This is a genomic window from Mycobacterium heidelbergense (genome assembly GCF_050205645.1).
Classification (GTDB): Bacteria; Actinomycetota; Actinomycetes; order Mycobacteriales; family Mycobacteriaceae; genus Mycobacterium; species Mycobacterium heidelbergense_A.
On record NZ_JBNMQT010000004.1, the window covers coordinates 1 to 17,503 of the forward strand.

Here is a 17,503-nt window from a genome sequence, read left to right on the forward strand (position 1 = left end):
CCGCCCTAACCCAACTCGACGGGGTCCAACAAGCCGCGGTCATCGCCCGCGAAGACTGCCCCGGCGACAAACGCCTCGTCGGCTACATCACCGGAACAGCCAACCCCGCCATCATCCGCGACCAACTCGCCCACCAGCTACCCGCCTACATGATCCCCGCCGCGCTGGTGGCCTTAGACGCGCTGCCGCTGACGGTCAACGGCAAACTCGACACCCGAGCCCTACCAGCACCCGAATACACCACAACCAGCTACCGCGCCCCCACCACCCCCACCGAAGAAATCCTGGCCGGCATCTACGCCCGAATACTCGGACTCGACCACGTCGGCATCGACGACTCCTTCTTCGACCTCGGCGGAGACTCACTCTCCGCCATGCGCCTCATCGCCGCCATCAACACCACACTCGACACTGACCTCACCGTCCGCACCATCTTCGACACACCCGCGGTCGCTCAGTTGGCGCCGCGTATTGGTGTGGGCGCCAGTCGGCTGCCGCGGTTGACTCCGGTTGAGCGGCCCGCGGTGGTTCCGTTGTCGTATGCGCAGAACCGGTTGTGGTTTATCGACCAGTTGCAGGGGCCCTCACCGGTCTACAACGTCGCGGCGGCGTTGCGGTTACGCGGTGGGCTTGATGTTGATGCATTGGGTTCGGCACTGGCCGATGTAGTGGGCCGTCATGAAAGCCTGCGCACTGTGTTCCCCACCGTCGAGGGAACACCCCGGCAGATGGTAATCCCTGCTGAGCAGGCCGATATTGGGTGGGACGTTGTTGATGCCAGCGGCTGGTCGCCAGGTTCACTGAACGAGGCCATCGACACCGCGGCACGCTACACATTTGATCTCGCCACCGAGATCCCGCTGCGGGCAAGGCTTTTCCGAATCCGCGACGACGAGCACATGCTGGTGATCGTGATGCACCATATCGCCGCGGATGGCTGGTCGCTAAGGCCGCTGACCGCTGATTTGGATGTGGCCTATACCAGCCGGTGCGCTGGTCGGGCTCCGGGTTGGACGCCGTTGGCGGTGCAGTATGCCGATTACACGCTGTGGCAACAGGAGTGGCTGGGGGAGGAGTCTGATCCGCGGAGTGCCATTGCTATGGAGTTGGAGTTTTGGGAGCAGGCGCTGGCCGGGATGCCTGAGCGCTTGGAGTTGCCGATTGATCGGCCTTACCCGTTGGTGGCTGATCAGCGCGGGGCCAGTGTGGCCGTGGAGTGGTCGGCGGGGTTGCAGCGTGGGGTCGCTCGGGTGGCCCGTGAGCATAATGCGACGAGTTTCATGGTGGTGCAGGCCGGGCTGGCGGTGTTGTTGTCGAAGCTTTGTGCCAGTTCCGATGTGGCGGTGGGGTTCGCGGTGGCCGGTCGGGGTAATCCGGGCCTGGATGAGTTGGTGGGCTTTTTCGTCAACACCTTGGTGCTGCGGGTCGATCTGGGTGGGGATCCCACTTTTACAGAGTTGTTGTCCCAGGTTCGGGCGCGCAGTTTGGAAGCGTTCGAACACCAGCACGTGCCGTTTGAGGTGTTGGTGGAGCGGCTCAATCCGGCTCGGTCGTTGCACCATCATCCGCTGATTCAGGTGTCGTTGGCCTGGCAGAACTTCGCTGGGTCCAATGACCCGGCCGCGGGTTTGGTGTTGGAGGGCCTTGAAGTCAGCCCGATCCCGGTGGACACCCACAGCGCGCGTATGGATGTGGCGTTTTCGTTGGCTGAGCGTTTCACCGACACCGGTGAGCCCGCCGGGATTGGCGGGGCGGTGGAATTTCGCACCGACGTGTTCGACACCGCCAGCATCGAGGCGCTGATCAACCGCTTCGAGCGGGTGTTGATGGCCATGACCGCCGATCCGGGGCAGGCGTTGTCGTCGGTGGATCTGCTCGATCAGTCCGAACATGCCCGGGTCGATCAGATCGGTAACCGGGCGGTGCTCAGCGCGGATACCACAGCGGCGCAGTCGGTTCCGGAGTTGTTTGCCCAGCAGGTGGCCCGCACCCCGGATGCGTTGGCGCTGGTGTGCGGCGATGTTTCGTGGACCTACCGGGAACTCGAGGAGACAGCCAACCGGTTGGCCCATTTGTTGGTTGGCCGGGGTGTGGGTACTGGGTGTGTGGTGGGGGTGTTGCTGGAGCGCTCTCCCCACGCTATCGCCGCGATCACCGCGGTGCTCAAAACCGGGGCTGCGTATCTGCCCATCGACCCTGAACATCCCCGGGAGCGCATCGAGTTCATGCTCACCGATGCCGCGCCGGTGGCTGTGCTGACCACCGCCGATCTGGCTGGGCGCCTCGACGGATTCGACGTGGCGCTCATCGATGTCACCGACCCCGGGGTGCAGAGCCAGTCGACCATCGCTTTACCAGCGCCGGGCCCCGAGAACATTGCGCATCTCATTTACACCTCGGGCACGACGGGGGTGCCCAAGGGCGTAACGGCCACCCACCACAACATCACCCAACTGCTGGCCTGCTTGGACGCCGATCTACTGGCCGAGTCGAAACAGGTGTGGGCGCAGTGTCATTCGCTTGCCTTCGACATTTCGGTGTGGGAGATCTGGGGCCCACTGTTACATGGTGGGCGGCTGGTGGTGATACCGGACTCACTGACTCGTTCGGCCACCGATTTTCATGATGTGCTGGACACTGAAGGCGTCACCGTGTTAACCCAAACCCCTTCTGCGGCAGCGGCGTTGTCCCCGCAGGGGTTGGAGTCGCTGACATTAGTGCTGGGCGGTGAGTTCTGCCCGGCCCAGGTAGTGCAGCGCTGGGCGGGCCCGGGCCGGGTGGTGATCAATGGCTATGGCCCCACCGAAACCACCATGTGTGTGACCTTGACTGCGCCCCTGACACCGGATGGGGAGCCACCCCCGATCGGCGCGCCGGTGAGCGGGGCGGCGTTGGTGGTGCTCGATAGGTGGCTGCGCCCGGTGCCGATCGGGGTGGTCGGGGAGTTGTATGTGGCCGGCGCCGGGGTGGGCCGCGGGTATTGGCGGCGCGCGGGGTTGACCGCGTCGCGGTTTGTGGCCTGCCCATGGGGGGGACCCGGGGCGCCCGGGACACGGATGTATCGCACCGGGGACTTGGTGCGCTGGCGTGCCGATGGCCAACTCGACTATGTGGGCCGCGCCGATGAGCAAGTCAAAATCCGCGGCTACCGCATCGAGCTCGGCGAAATCCGCGCCGCCCTAACCCAACTCGACGGGGTCCAACAAGCCGCGGTCATCGCCCGCGAAGACTGCCCCGGCGACAAACGCCTCGTCGGCTACATCACCGGAACAGCCAACCCCGCCACCATCCGCGACCAACTGGCCCAACAGCTACCCGCCTACATGATCCCCGCCGCGCTGGTGGCCTTAGACGCGCTACCGCTGACGGTCAACGGCAAACTTGACACCCGAGCCCTCCCAGCACCCGAATACACCACAACCAGCTACCGCGCCCCCACCACCCCCACCGAAGAAATCCTGGCCGGCATCTACGCCCGAATACTCGGACTCGAGCACGTCGGCATCGACGACTCCTTCTTCGACCTCGGCGGAGACTCACTCTCCGCCATGCGCCTGGTGGCGGCGATCAACACCGCATTGGATGCCGACGTGGGGGTGCGTGTCGTGTTCGATGCGCCCACGGTTGCCAGGTTGGCGCCGCGTATCGATGAGGGCGCTGGTCGGCTGGATCCGTTGGTGGCAGTTGAGCGCCCGGCGGTGGTTCCGTTGTCGTTTGCCCAGCAGCGGTTGTGGTTTATCGACCAGTTGCAGGGGCCCTCGCCGGTCTACAACACCGCGGCGGCGTTGCGGCTAAGCGGGCCGCTCGACGTTGATGCGTTGGCTGCGGCGCTGGCCGATGTAGTGGGCCGTCATGAAAGCCTGCGCACTGTGTTCCCCACCGTCGAGGGAACACCCCAGCAGATGGTTGTTCCTGTTGAGCAGGCCGATATTGGGTGGGACGTTGTTGATGCCAGCGGCTGGTCGCCAACCCGGCTGGGTGAGGTCATCGACACCGTGGCACGCTACGCATTTGATCTGGCCACCGAGATCCCGCTGCGGGCAAGGCTTTTCCGCATCCGCGACGACGAGCACGTGCTGGTGATCGTGATGCACCATATCGCCGCGGATGGCTGGTCGCTAAGGCCGCTGACCGCTGATTTGGGTGTGGCCTATGCCAGCCGGTGTGCCGGTCAGGTGCCGGGGTGGGCGCCGTTGGCGGTGCAGTATGCCGATTATGCGTTGTGGCAGCGGGGGTGGTTGGGGTCGGAGTCTGACCCCGATAGTGCTATTGCGGCTGAGTTGGCTTATTGGGAGCGGGTTTTGGCTGGGATGCCCCAGCGTTTGGAGTTGCCGATTGATCGGCCTTATCCGTTGGTGGCTGATCAGCGCGGGGCCAGTGTGGCCGTGGACTGGTCGGCGGGGTTGCAGCGCAAGGTGGCTCGGCTGGCTCGTGAGCATAACGCGACGAGTTTCATGGTGGTGCAGGCGGCGTTGGCGGTGTTGTTGTCGAAGGTTTGTGCCAGTTCCGATGTGGCGGTGGGGTTCGCGGTGGCCGGTCGGGGTAATCCGGCTCTGGATGAGTTGGTGGGCTTTTTCGTCAACACCTTGGTGCTGCGGGTCGATCTAGGTGGGGATCCCACTTTTACAGAGTTGTTGTCCCAGGTTCGGGCGCGCAGTTTGGAGGCGTTCGAACACCAGCATGTGCCGTTTGAGGTGTTGGTGGAGCGGCTTAATCCGGCTCGGTCGTTGCGCCATCATCCACTGATTCAGGTGATGTTGGCTTGGCAGAATTTCGCGGGTCACGATGACCCGGCTGCGGGTTTGGTGTTGGAGGGTCTGGAGGTCACTCCGATCCCGGTGGACACCCACAGCGCGCGTATGGATGTGGCGTTTTCGTTGGGGGAGCGTTTCACCGAGGCTGGTGAGCCCGCCGGGATTGGCGGGGCGGTGGAGTTTCGCACCGATGTGTTCGACACCGCCAGCATCGAGGTGCTCGTTGAGCGGCTGGAGCGAGTGTTAGTCGCGATGACCGCCGATGCGGGGCAGGCGTTGTCCTCGGTAGATCTGCTCGATCAGGCTGAGCATGCCCGCCTGCAGGAGATCGGGCATGCGGCGGTGTTGACCCAGCCGGTGAGCACACCGGTGTCGGTTCCGGAGTTGTTTGCCCAGCAGGTGGCCCGCACCCCGGATGCGGTGGCGCTCAGTTGTGGTGAGCAGTCGTGGACTTACCGGGAACTCGATGAGACGGCCAACCGGTTGGCCCATTTGTTGGCCGGCGCCGGTGTCGGACCTGGGTGTGTGGTGGGGGTGTTGATGGAGCGCTCGGCTCGCGCGATTGCCGCGATCACTGCGGTGCTCAAAACAGGGGCGGCGTATCTGCCCATCGACCCTGAGCATCCCCGGGAGCGCATCGAGTTCATGCTCACCGATGCCGCGCCGGTGGCTGTGCTGACCACCGCCGATCTGGCTGGGCGCCTCGACGGGTTGGGCGTGGCGGTCATCGATGTGGGCGATCCCGCGGTTGACGGCCAGCCTCCCACCTCGTTAGTGGGTCCGAGCCCAGAGGATATCGCCCACTTGATTTACACCTCGGGCACGACGGGGGTGCCTAAGGCGGTGGCGGTCACTCACCGCAACATCACCCCGCTGCTGGCGTCGTTGGATGCTGATCTGCCGGCCGGACCCAAACAGGTGTGGGCGCAGTGTCATTCGCATGCCTTCGACATTTCGGTGTGGGAGATATGGGGCCCGTTGCTTCATGGTGGGCGGCTGGTGGTCATCCCCGACTCGAAAACCCGCTCCCCCAACGACTTTCACGATGTGCTCGCTGAGCAACACGTCAGCGTGTTAACCCAAACCCCTTCTGCGGCAGCGGCGTTGTCCCCGCAGGGGCTGGAGTCGGTGACGTTGGTTTTAGGCGGTGAGTTCTGTCCGGCGCCCGTGGTGCAGCGCTGGGCGGGGCCTCGGCGGGTCGTGATCAATGGCTATGGCCCGACCGAAACCACGATGTGTGTGACCTTGACTGGGCCGCTGAGTGCGGATTCGGAGCCACCTCCGATCGGCGCGCCGGTCTCGGGCACCGCGTTGTGGGTGCTCGATAGGTGGCTGCGCCCGGTGCCGATCGGGGTGGTCGGGGAGTTGTATGTGGCCGGCGCCGGGGTGGGGTGCGGGTATTGGCGCCGGCCAGGGTTGACCGCGTCGCAGTTTGTCGCCTGCCCGTTTGTCGGGCCGGCGGCGCCGGGAACACGGATGTATCGCACCGGGGATCTGGTGCGCTGGCGCGCTGATGGCCAACTCGACTACGTGGGCCGCGCCGATGAGCAAGTCAAAATCCGCGGCTACCGCATCGAACTCGGCGAAATCCGCGCCGCCCTAACCCAACTCGACGGGGTCCAACAAGCCGCGGTCATCGCCCGCGAGGACCGCCCCGGCGACAAACGCCTCATCGGCTACGTGACCGGCACCGCCGATACGGCCCAGATCCGCGATCAGCTATCCGCACGGCTGCCGGCCTACATGGTCCCCGCCGCGCTGGTGGCCTTAGACGCACTGCCGCTGACGGTCAACGGCAAACTTGACACCCGAGCCCTCCCAGCACCGGACTACACCACCAGCGCCTACCGCGCCCCCACCACCCGCACCGAAGAAATCCTGGCCGCCATCTACGCCCACATCCTGGGCCTCGACCGCGTCAGCATCGACGACTCCTTCTTCGACCTCGGCGGAGACAGCATTTCATCGATGCAGGTGGTGGCGCAGGCCCGTGCCGCCGGCCTGATGTGCAGGCCGCGCGATATTTTCGTCGAGCCGACAGTGGCCCGGCTGGCCCGGGTGGTTGGAATTGCCGACGGTGCGGCCGGCCCGATCGACGAGGGTGTCGGGCCGGTGGAGGCTACCCCGATCATGCGCTGGCTGCAAAGTGTTCACGGTCCGGTTGAGCACTTCAATCTGATGGCGTTGTTGCAGGCTCCCTCCGGGATCAGCGAGGCCGACGTGGTGGTCCTGCTGCAGGCCTTGCTGGATCGGCATGCCATGCTGCGGCTCAGGGTCGACGACGTCGCTGGCGGCTGGTCTCTACAGGTGCCCGGCGCGGGCTCGGTGGACGCGAGCGATTGCCTGCACTCGGTGGACGTGTTGTCCGACGAGGCGCTGGCGGAGGCACAAGCTCGGTTGAATCCGGCCGCCGGGGCGGTACTCAGCGCGCTGTGGGTCGCTTCCACCCGCCAATTGGCGCTGATCGTCAATCATCTGGCCGTCGACGTCGTGTCGTGGCGGATTCTGGTGGATGACCTCAACACTGCCTGGAGTCAACACCGGGTGGGCCGGCAAGTGGTATTGCCGGCGGCGGGGACGTCGTTTGCCCGGTGGGCCTCGCTGCTGGTCGAGCACGCGCGCTGCCCGGAAGTCGTGGGCCAAGCGGACGCCTGGAGGGATGTCGCGGCGATCCCTCCCGCGCTGCCCGCGGTGCACCCGGACGTGGATACGTTTGCCACGGCTGAGCACATGGAGGTGTCGTTGGATGTCGAGACCACCCGCATGCTGCTCGGCGAGGTGCCCGCCGGGTGTGATGCCGGGGTACACGAGATCCTGCTGATCGCGTTCGCCTTGGCGTGGGCGGAGTTTTTGGGCACCGGCGACACACCGATCGCCATCGACGTCGAGGGCCACGGACGCGACGAGGAGCTGGCCCCCAATGTTGACCTGTCGCGCACCGTGGGGTGGTTCACCACCAAATCCCCGGTGTCGTTGGCGGTAGGCGGGCTGCCTTGGGCCCGGGTGACGGCCGGCGAATCAGCACTGGGCCTGGTGATCAAGGACGCTACAGCGCAACTTCGTGCCCTACCCCAGCCCCTGACCTATGGGCTGCTGCGCTATCTGAACACCGATGTCGATCTGGCCGGGTCCGACCCGCCGATCGGGTTCAACTACCTGGGACGCCTGGGCGTACCGGTGCTCGATGCTTCGGCCGACGGTGATGTCTGGCGGATCGGCTATTGGGGGTCGTTGTTCACCGACAGCGGCGGCGCCGGCCGCGCCATGCCGCTGGCGCACACCGCGGCCGTCAACGCCGTCACCGTCGACACCGACGCCGGCCCGCAACTGCACGCCCAGTGGACGTGGGCGCCATCGGCCCTGGGTCGCGAGCAGGTTTCCCAGCTCAGCCGGTTGTGGTTTGACGCCCTCGGCGGCATCTGCGCGCATGTGCGAAGCGGTGGGGGAGGCTTGGCCCCTCCGGACATCGCGGCCGAACCGAAGCCGGGGGACAAGAGCCGGCTGCGCTACGAGGATTACCTGCACCTCGACCAGCTGCTCGGCGCCGTCCAGCCCTTGTTCGCAGACGGCGACCGCTGCGCTTGGGGCGACGAAAGATACTTCCTGATCATCCACCAAACCTCCGAACTGTGGGTTTCGCAGATCCTCGCCGATCTCGAGGTCGCGCTGGAGGCCGCCCGCCTGGCGGACTTCGACAGGGCGATCGAGCGCTTGAAGCGTGCCAACGCCGTGCTCGAACTGATGTTGGCGACACAGGGTGCCCTACAACATCTTGCGGTGGATGACTTCCATCGGTTCCGGCCTCGATTACAGGGTGTGAGCGCGGCACAGTCGGCGCAGTTCGAAATCTTGCTGCGGGGCGTTCGACACGCGCCGGTGAAGGGCCTCCTCGAGATTTCCGCCGATCGGCGCGACGACGACGGCGGCGACCGCCGACAGAAAGTGCAACTGGGCGCGCAGCTCGATGTGTTCATCGCCGGCCTGACGCGGTGGCGACTTGCTCACGTGGACGCAGTCCGGCGCTTCATTGGGGGAAACCGAGGCACCGGCGGCAGCGCCGGCGTCGACTACCTGATCGATCAACTGATCGAGGCTAGCCGCTCATCATAAGGAGGCACCCACTATGGCAAACATCGACGAGCCGGCTCGCGACATCGCGACCATGCCCCGCGGCGGGCCTGACGCCTCCTGGCTGGACCGGCGGTTGCAGACCAACCGGTTGGAATACCTGGATCGCGACGATGTCGACAAACTCAAGCGCAGGGTGATTCGCTCGCTGGACAGGGTCGAACGGTTGTTTGCCCTGCACACGACGGGCGCCCGTATGGTGCTTGATGAGGTGGCCAATATCTCCTCTCCCAAGGTCTTAGAACTCGGGTCCGGTCACGGCGGGCTGTCCCGCAAGCTGCTGGAGATGCATCCCACCGCTCAGGTGACGGTGACCGACATCGATCCCACGTTCGTGGCGGCCATTGCCGCCAGTGACCTCGGCAGTCACCCCCGCGCCACGGTGCGCGAAATGGATGCCGCCGCAATCGATGCGGAAGACGGGGCTTACGACCTCGCGGTGTTTGCGCTGTCGTTGCATCACTTGCCGCCTGCTCTGGCCTCCCGGGTGTTCGCCGAAGGGACCCGCGCTGCAGACAAGTTGTTGATCATTGACGCTCACAGGCCGTCGGCACCAGTCCACTTGATGATGCTGGCACTGACGCTGCCGTTTGCTGCGCTATTGCCGCTGATACACGACGAGGTAATCAGCGCCCTACGCGCCTATAGCCTGTCGGCGCTACGTGCGCTCGCCCACGATGCGGACCCGGCGATGAACGTCGAATTCCGCCGAGCGCGGGGCGCGATGGTGGTGGTTGCGAGTCGCGCACGGCAACCCGGCAATCGTCACCAGGATCACGAACCGCGGTCCCGGTGAACTGTTCGAGCACCGACGAATAACCCAGCTACGCAAGGGATCACCAGCTGCGACGGCAGTTGGAGCGCACTCGGGTCTACTGCGCGCCGCCTTCTTGTGATCCGCCATGGGTGAGGGCGGCCACGAGGTCGCCGGCGCGGTTGACGATCAGGGAGATGTGTCCTTCGTCGGGGTAGTAGGTGGCCGTGCAGTGCGGTAGTTCGTCGGCGATCACGCGGGCCACGCCGATCGGCACCGAGCGGTCGAGCTCGCCGTGCCAGAGATACACCTCGGACATCTCGATGTCGCGCCACGAGAAACCCCACGGGCGACCGAATATGGCGCCCTCGCGGGCGGGACCGCGCGGGCCTTGCCGGAACGCGTCGGCCAGCACGGCGGCCATCAGCTCGGCGACCCCGGGGTGGTCGAGGGCGCGCCGATCCGGTTCGACCCAGCCGCGCGCGAGGCGCCGCAGCCGTCGCTCACCGCGCTCGGCGTCGGCGAACAAGCGAGACGTGAGCGGGGTGACGACCCACGGTATCCACCTGGACAGCAGGGCCCTGGCCCCGCCGAAGGGGCCGAGGGGGGAGACCAGGCCGCAGGCGTTGAGCCGGCCCGGGATCCGGTAGGCGCACGCCGCCGCGTGGGGCCCACCACTGGCGACCCCGATGACCGAGAACCGGTCGATACCCAGTCGGTCGGCGAGCTCGGCCACATCGTCGGGCCAATCGAGCAGCCGGCGCCGGGGTTGATAGGTCGAGAGCCCCATGCCCGGGCGATCCACGCCGAGCACGCGCACCCCGGCGTCCTCGGCGGCCTCCGCCAAAAACCTTGCCTCGAGCCGAGAACCGGGATCGCCGTGAAAGTAGAACAGCGCCTGCCCGTCTCGGTTGCCGTACTCGGCGTATCCGATTGCGCGCCCGTCCGCCAGCCGCGTTACCTCGCCGATGTCGGCGCGATCCTCTGACTTCATCTCTGCGAGACTCCCTTTACGCCAGCCGTACAGAAGCCATACTTGCAGCAGCGCGGGAGGAGGGGAGTGCCGATGAGCAAGCTCGGACAGCGAGCCGTTGTCTGCGGCGCGAGCATGGCCGGGCTGCTGGCCGCTCGGGTGCTGTCGGACTTTTACGAAACGGTGACGCTTGTCGAGCGCGACCGGCTGCCCGACGGCGCCGAGCAGCGTCGAGGCGTGCCCCAGGGACGGCACTTTCATGCGCTACTGAGCACCGGGTCGAAAGCCCTGGGCGAGCTGTTCCCCGGCCTGCTCGACGAACTTGTCGCCGGGGGCGCCATCGTCCTCGACAATGACCAATCGCGTGCCTATGTCCAGTTGGGCCGGCACGAGCTCGACTTCTCCGGCGAATTCGCCGACCCGGCAGCACTTTTCATCTATCAACCGAGCCGGCCCTTTTTGGAGTCGCATGTCCGGCGGCGGGTCCGTGCCCTCGCGAATGTGACGTTTCTGGAGGGCCATGACGTCGTCGAGCCGATCGCCGGCCCGGTCCATCGGGTCACCGGCGTTCGGGTGGTCAACCGCGACACCGGTGCGGAAACCGTGCTGGATGCCGACATGGTGGTTGATGCGACGGGCCGGGCCGCACGCATGCCGGCGTTCCTCGACAACCTGGGCTACGAGCGACCGGTCGAGCAGCGCTACCCGGTGCAGCTGAGCTACGCCAGTCAATTTCTGCGCATTCCCGCGGGCATGCTCGACGAGAACGCGATCTCGGTCGGCCTCACGCCCGACCGACCGGTCGGCGTTGTGGTGGTGGCCTACGAGCACGGCACCTGGATTCTGACCCTGTTCGGCATCGACGGCTACGAGCTGCCCGACGACTTGCCCGGCATCATCGATTGCGCCGCGGAATTCGCGCCGCCCTTTCTGATCGACGCGCTGCGGGCCGCCGCGCCGGTCGGTGCGGTGTCCGCGCAGCGATACCCGGCCAGCACCTGGCGGCGCTATGACAAGCTGCGCCAATTCCCGGCGGGGCTGCTGGTGATCGGTGACGCGATCTGCAGCTTCAACCCGGTGTACATGCAGGGCATGACCATGGCCGCGCTGCAGGCCGTCGCGCTTCGAGACTGCCTGGCCGATCGCGACGGCGACCTGAGTCGGCGCTTCTTCAAGGCGGCTGCCAAGCAGATCGCCCCCGTTTGGCGGGGGAACCGGCTCAACGATTTCGCCGTGTCCCAGGTGGGTGGTTGGCGTCGGGCGGCACGACGCTTGATGAACTGGCATTCGGAGAAGGTGCAGGCAGCCGCCGCAAACGATCCGGCGGTCACCGAAGCGCTCCTGCGTGTGCAGCACTTTGTCGACCCACCGGGCCGGCTGATGCAGCCCTCGTTCCTGATGCGGCTCGTCGCAGCAAACCGGCGCCCAAGAACGGCCCGAGCCACCGGGGTCGAGGGTTTGCACGCCGGCGGCCCCTATTTTCGTAAGAGTCAATGATCGCGAAATACGGCCCCGGCGGGCAAATGCTCGGGTACGGTGCCACACATGGGGAGCAACGGGTGGGCGACGCATGCCGGATCGGTGGACGTGATTCCCGCCGTATGTCCGGCCAGTGGTCTTCAAGGCCGTGACGACGTCGAGGCGGAGCGATCGGCCGGGGGCAAGAAGCTCACCTACGCTGATTACCTGCACCTCGACGGCCTGCTCGACGCCGTCCGGCCTTTGTTCGCCAACGGCGACGCCGCCGCCTGGGGCGACGAGAGATTCTTCCTGATCATCCACCAAGTCTCTGAGCTGTGGGTTTCGCAGATCCTCGCGGACCTCGAGGTCGCGCTCGAGGCCGCTCGCCTTGCGGACTTCGACAAGGCGATCGATCGCTTGAAGCGTGCCAACGCCGTGCTGGAACTGACGCTCGCGACGCAGGGCGCCCTGGAACATCTCGCGGTGGACGACTTCCACCGGTTCCGGCCTCACTTACAGGGCGTGAGCGCGGCACAGTCCCCTCAGCTCGCGACCTTGCTGACGGGCGCGGACCACGCTCCCGTGGCGGGGCTCCTGGAGATCGTCGCCGATCGGCGCGCCGGCGACAGCGCTAGCCGCCGGCAGAAACTGCACTTGAACGCGCAGCTCGACGTATTCATCGCCGGCCTCACCCGCTGGCGGCTGGGCCACGTCGACGCGGTCCGGCGTTTCATCGGGGACGGCCCGGGCACCGGGGGCTCGGCCGGGGTCAGCTACCTGATCGATTGCCTGGACGGGACTTCCCGCCCGTCGTAGGACACGTTTGCGCGTGACGCTCGTGCGCTATGGCACCCATCCGAGCCAGTACGGCGTGCTCAGTCTTCCCGGCGGCCCGGGTCCTTGGCCGGTCGCCGTCGTCATCCACGGCGGGTTCTGGCGGACCGCCTACGGCGCCGACCTGACCTCCGATCTGGCCGAGGATCTGGCGCGGCACGGCTTCGCCGCCTGGAACGTCGAATACCGCCGGGTGGGCGAGGACCCGGAGCGGGGCGGCGGCGGCTGGCCGGCCACCTGTCTCGACGTCGCCGCCGCGGTCGACCTGCTCGCCACGACCGGCCAGACCCTGGCAGCCGGTCGCCTCGACCTGTCGCGGGTCGTCGCGATCGGGCACTCCGCGGGAGGTCAGCTCGCCGGCTGGCTGGCCGGCCGGCGGTCGCTGCCCGCCGGCGCGCCCGGGGCCTCGCCCCTCGTGCCGCTGACCGGCTTCGTCAGCCAGGCGGGAGTCCTGGACCTGGCGCTCGCGCTCGAGGAGGACCTGGGCGCCGGGGCGGTCCGTGACTTCCTCGGGAACGACGCCGAGGACCGCCCGCTGGCCAGCCCCAGCGCTCTGCTTCCGATGGACGTTCCCTCGGTCTGCGTGCACGGCACCGACGACGACGACGTGCCCCTGAGCCAGTCGCAGCGCTTCGTCGCGGCGGCCCGGCACGCCGGCGACGACTCCCGGCTGCTGACGCTCCCGGGCACCGACCACTACGCGCTCATCGATGTGGCCTCGCCCGCGTGGGTGGCCTGCCGCACGGCGGTCATCGATCTCGCGTAGCTGGCCGTTGGGCCGCGGTGTTGAATCAAGGCATGTTGAGCCTGGCCGAAATATCCGACCGCCTCGAAATCCAGCAGCTGCTGGTGGACTATTCCACCGCGATTGACAACCGCCGCTTCGATGACCTGGATAAGGTCTTCACCCCCGACGCCTACATCGACTACCGCGAGCTCGGCGGCATCGACGGCCAATACCCTGAGGTGAAGAAGTGGCTGTCCGAGGTGTTGCCGACCTTCCCGGTGTATGCGCACATGCTCGGCAACTTCTCGGTGCGCATCGACGGGGACACCGCGTCGTCGCGGGTGATCTGCTTCAACCCGATGGTGCTGCCCGGCGACCCCCAAGCAAAACAAGAGCAGGTGCTGTTTTGCGGCCTGTGGTACGACGACGAGTTTGTGCGCACCCCTGAGGGCTGGCGGATGACGCGCCGCGTTGAGACCAAGACGTTCCAGAAGGTGATGTAGGCAAATTTCCGCCCGGGGTCCGCGTTCTGGCACAATGGGCGGCTGTCCGCCCCGCGACTACGGCCGTTGGGCGGTCACACACGCGAGGCAAAACCGGATCCGGGCATTCCGCCCGGATCGCTGAATTGCAGCGTGACACACACAGGAGAACTCGCTTAACCATGGCTGTGAAGATCAAGCTCACTCGGCTTGGCAAAATCCGCAATCCCCAGTACCGAATCGCCGTCGCCGACGCACGCACGCGGCGCGACGGCCGCTCGATCGAGGTCATCGGCCGCTACCACCCGAAGGAAGACCCGAGCCTCATCGAGATCAACTCCGAGCGTGCCCAGTACTGGCTTTCCGTGGGCGCCCAGCCGACCGAGCCCGTGCTCAAACTGCTGAAGATCACCGGCGACTGGCAGAAGTTCAAGGGCCTGCCCGGCGCGGAGGGTCGCCTGAAGGTCAAGCCGGCCAAGCCCAGCAAGCTCGAGCTGTTCAACGCCGCGTTGGCCGCCGCCGAGGGCGAACCCACCACCGAGGCCGCGAAGCCGAAGAAGAAGGCCCCGGCCAAGAAGGCCGCCAAGGCCGCCGAGCCCGCTCCCGAAGCGAGCGCCGGGCCCGTCGCCGAGGCCGCTGCCGAAACGAGCGCTGAGCCCAGCGCCGACGCCAGCCCCGAAGCCGAGAAGGTGGAGGCGCCGGCCGAGGGCGGCGAGCAGTCCGAACCGACCACCGAAAGCTGACTGACGTGAGCACCGTCGTCGTGGATGCCGTCGAGCATCTGGTCCGCGGGATCGTCGACAACCCCGACGATGTCCGCGTGGACATGGTGACCAGTCGGCGCGGCCGAACCGTCGAAGTGCACGTTCATCCCGACGACCTGGGCAAGGTGATCGGTCGCGGGGGACGGACCGCGACCGCATTGCGCACGCTGGTCGCCGGCATCGGTGGCCGCGGTATCCGCGTCGACGTGGTGGACACCGACCAGTAGGGCAGCGCTGCTCATGGAGCTGCTCGTCGGGCGCGTCGCCAAAGCGCACGGCATCAGCGGTGAGGTGGTGGTGGAGGTCCACACCGATGATCCCGCCGCCCGGTTTGCGCCCGGTATTACGTTGCGCGCCAAGCAATCTCGAGGCGACGGTCCGGAGCACAGCTACGTCGTCGCCGACGTCCGCGAGCACGGCGGACGGCTGCTGGTGCGGTTGACCGGGGTGGACGACCGCGATGCCGCCGAGGCGTTGCGCGGCAGCCTGTTCGTGGTGGATTCCGATGATCTGCCGCCGATCGACGAGCCGGACACGTACTACGACCATCAGCTCGAGGGCCTGCGCGTCCGGACGACGACGGGGCAGGACGTCGGCGTCGTTGCCGAGGTGCTGCATACGGCGGCCGGCGAATTGTTGGCGGTACAACGGGATGACGACGGTGAAGTGTTGGTGCCGTTCGTCGGCGCGATCGTCACGTCGGTGTCCTTGAACGACGGCGTGGTCGAGATCGACCCGCCCGAGGGCCTGCTGGAGCTGGGGTAGTCATGCGCATCGATGTGGTGACGATCTTCCCGGCGTATCTGGACCCGCTGCGACAGTCCTTGCCGGGCAAGGCGATCGAGTCGGGTCTGGTCGATTTGCGGGTGCACGATCTGCGGCGGTGGACTCACGATGTGCATCGCTCGGTTGACGACGCGCCCTACGGCGGCGGTCCGGGCATGGTGATGAAGGCGCCCGTGTGGGGCGAAGCGCTCGACGAAATCTGTTCCGCCGAAACACTATTGGTCGTTCCCACCCCCGCGGGCACGCTGTTCAAGCAGGCCACCGCCCAGCGCTGGAGCGGCGAGGCGCACCTGGTTTTCGCCTGCGGCCGCTACGAAGGCATCGACCAGCGGGTCGTCGAGGATGCCGGCCGTCGGATGCGGGTGGAAGAGGTCTCGATCGGCGACTATGTGCTGCCGGGCGGGGAGTCGGCGGCCGTCGTGATGATCGAAGCGGTGTTGCGGCTGCTGACCGGCGTCCTCGGTAATCCCGCGTCACACCGCGAGGATTCGCATTCGCCGCAGCTGGACCGGCTCTTGGAGGGGCCGAGCTACACCCGGCCGCCGAGCTGGCGCGGCCTCGACGTTCCCGACGTTCTGCTGTCCGGCGATCATGCGCGCATCGCCGCCTGGCGTCGCGAGGTTTCGCAGGAGCGGACCCGACAGCGCCGGCCCGACCTGTCGACGCCCGGCAACGATGCGGCCCGGTGAGCGGGCCGAGGAGGAGCGGGGCAATCTACCCCGACTAATCGGTCGGGGTAGATCCGATTCGGCCGTTGGGAAATATCGTCTTGACCGCACGGGTGATCGTGTCGCGCGCGGTGGTGTCATCGGACGTCTGCAGCGACTGCACCACCATGATGTAGCGGTGATCCGCGCCGATCACCCCGGTCGACAGGTGCACCCACGCGCTGCCGATGCAACACATCCAGCCCTGCTTGACCGCCACCGATTCCGCGTACAGACCCTCCGGAATGCCGAATCGCTGTGGGTAGCCGTCGATTCCGTTCGGGGTGGACTGTGCCAGATCGTTGACGATGATCTTGGCGCGCTCGGCCGGTAACCCGCCCGAGCCGTCGAGCAGGACGTCGTAGTAGTGGACAAGGTCCGTCAGCGAGCTCATGGTGTTCCACCAGCGCCCGTCGCTGGGCGGGGTGGTCGACGACAGTCCGTAGCGGCCCGCCACCTGGGTGATGATGGCGTCTCCGCCACCCTGGCCCCAGAATTTCTCGGCCGCGCCGTCGTCGGAGGACTGCAGCATGACATCCAGCGCCTGGCGGTCGTCCGGGGACAGGACGGTCTTGCCCTCGGACTCGGCCAGCAGCAGATCGTCGGCGATGAAGAGCTTGGCCACCGATGCGGTGCCGACGATCTGGGTGTTGCCGCTGGAGACCAGCTGATGGGTCTTGCGGTCGAGGATGGCCACCGACAGGGCAGCCCCGGCCGCGGCGGCTTCATCGGTCGCCTGCTGGACCCGCGCCTGCAGTCCGTCGAACCCGGAGCTGGGCAGCGCCTGCGGTGGAGCGGGCATCGAGCCGACGTCCCGCATGAGTTCGGCTTGGTGCGGGGGCTGCGGTCGATCGGGTGTGCTGTGCGCCGGCCTGCTGGCCGCCTTCGGGGAGACCTTCGCTGAAAGGATTGCCTCGTCGCACCCGGCGATCACCAGCGTCACCGCCGCCATGGCGGTGAGCACAGTGAGCGGCCGTGCGCGCATCGGTCTCCTCCGGACGTCTGGGAAAACGTTCGTGTGGGCGGGCCGCGTCGCCGTCTGCCCGGGCATCACGCTGAGGTTCCGGTTCGGCAAGCGCGTTTTGGCCCGAGTCATGTGTACCATTCACCAGCGACTTCGGCGCGTTGTGAAC

General features: G+C 66.7%; 12 protein-coding genes. 10 read left to right on the plus strand and 2 right to left on the minus strand.

What is annotated here, in order from left to right; all coding sequences use genetic code 11:
• Positions 1-8,864, plus strand: an 8,864-nt coding sequence (locus tag ACQI5H_RS05180; protein ID WP_427078341.1) for an amino acid adenylation domain-containing protein, incomplete at its 5' end; no start/stop codon positions are given.
• A 13-nt stretch (positions 8,865-8,877) separates the two neighbouring features.
• Complete coding sequence (locus ACQI5H_RS05185; protein WP_427078342.1) at positions 8,878-9,678, plus strand: class I SAM-dependent methyltransferase; 801 nt, start codon at positions 8,878-8,880, stop codon at positions 9,676-9,678.
• Positions 9,679-9,754: 76 nt separating this feature from the next.
• Here the strand turns inward: ACQI5H_RS05185 and ACQI5H_RS05190 are convergent, their stop codons facing one another.
• On the minus strand, positions 9,755-10,630 hold the full coding sequence (locus ACQI5H_RS05190; protein WP_427078343.1) for an alpha/beta fold hydrolase: 876 nt from the start codon (positions 10,628-10,630) through the stop codon (positions 9,755-9,757).
• A 72-nt stretch (positions 10,631-10,702) separates the two neighbouring features.
• Between ACQI5H_RS05190 and ACQI5H_RS05195 the strand changes: the two genes are divergently transcribed.
• The 8 genes from ACQI5H_RS05195 to trmD all read left to right on the plus strand — a co-directional run bounded on the left by ACQI5H_RS05195 (position 10,703) and on the right by trmD (position 16,352).
• Positions 10,703-12,106, plus strand: coding sequence for an FAD-dependent oxidoreductase (locus tag ACQI5H_RS05195; protein ID WP_427078344.1), 1,404 nt, complete (start codon positions 10,703-10,705; stop codon positions 12,104-12,106).
• A gap of 48 nt (positions 12,107-12,154) precedes the next feature.
• Complete coding sequence (locus ACQI5H_RS05200) at positions 12,155-12,886, plus strand: tryptophan 2,3-dioxygenase family protein (RefSeq protein ID WP_427078345.1); 732 nt, start codon at positions 12,155-12,157, stop codon at positions 12,884-12,886.
• Between the two features lie 13 nt (positions 12,887-12,899).
• Positions 12,900-13,670: an alpha/beta hydrolase family protein gene (locus tag ACQI5H_RS05205; RefSeq protein ID WP_427078346.1), complete on the plus strand. Its 771-nt coding sequence runs from the start codon at positions 12,900-12,902 to the stop codon at positions 13,668-13,670.
• Positions 13,671-13,702: 32 nt separating this feature from the next.
• The gene (locus tag ACQI5H_RS05210) at positions 13,703-14,134 is read left to right on the plus strand and encodes a nuclear transport factor 2 family protein (RefSeq protein ID WP_427078347.1); all 432 of its coding nucleotides are present in this window, start codon (positions 13,703-13,705) and stop codon (positions 14,132-14,134) included.
• Positions 14,135-14,295: 161 nt separating this feature from the next.
• On the plus strand, positions 14,296-14,856 hold the full coding sequence (gene rpsP / locus ACQI5H_RS05215; protein ID WP_427078348.1) for a 30S ribosomal protein S16: 561 nt from the start codon (positions 14,296-14,298) through the stop codon (positions 14,854-14,856).
• A gap of 5 nt (positions 14,857-14,861) precedes the next feature.
• Entirely contained in the window at positions 14,862-15,104 is a 243-nt protein-coding gene (locus tag ACQI5H_RS05220) for an RNA-binding protein (protein WP_003878715.1), read from the plus strand.
• A gap of 13 nt (positions 15,105-15,117) precedes the next feature.
• Positions 15,118-15,642 carry a ribosome maturation factor RimM gene (gene rimM / locus ACQI5H_RS05225; RefSeq protein ID WP_427078349.1) on the plus strand — a complete coding sequence of 175 codons (525 nt, stop codon included), beginning with the start codon at positions 15,118-15,120 and terminating at the stop codon, positions 15,640-15,642.
• A 2-nt stretch (positions 15,643-15,644) separates the two neighbouring features.
• Positions 15,645-16,352 carry a tRNA (guanosine(37)-N1)-methyltransferase TrmD gene (gene trmD, locus ACQI5H_RS05230; protein WP_427078350.1) on the plus strand — a complete coding sequence of 236 codons (708 nt, stop codon included), beginning with the start codon at positions 15,645-15,647 and terminating at the stop codon, positions 16,350-16,352.
• Between the two features lie 34 nt (positions 16,353-16,386).
• Here trmD and ACQI5H_RS05235 read toward each other — a convergent pair whose 3' ends face one another.
• Positions 16,387-17,355, minus strand: a complete 969-nt coding sequence (locus ACQI5H_RS05235) for a hypothetical protein (RefSeq protein WP_427078351.1) — start codon at positions 17,353-17,355, stop codon at positions 16,387-16,389.
• Positions 17,356-17,503: the final 148 nt, after the last annotated feature.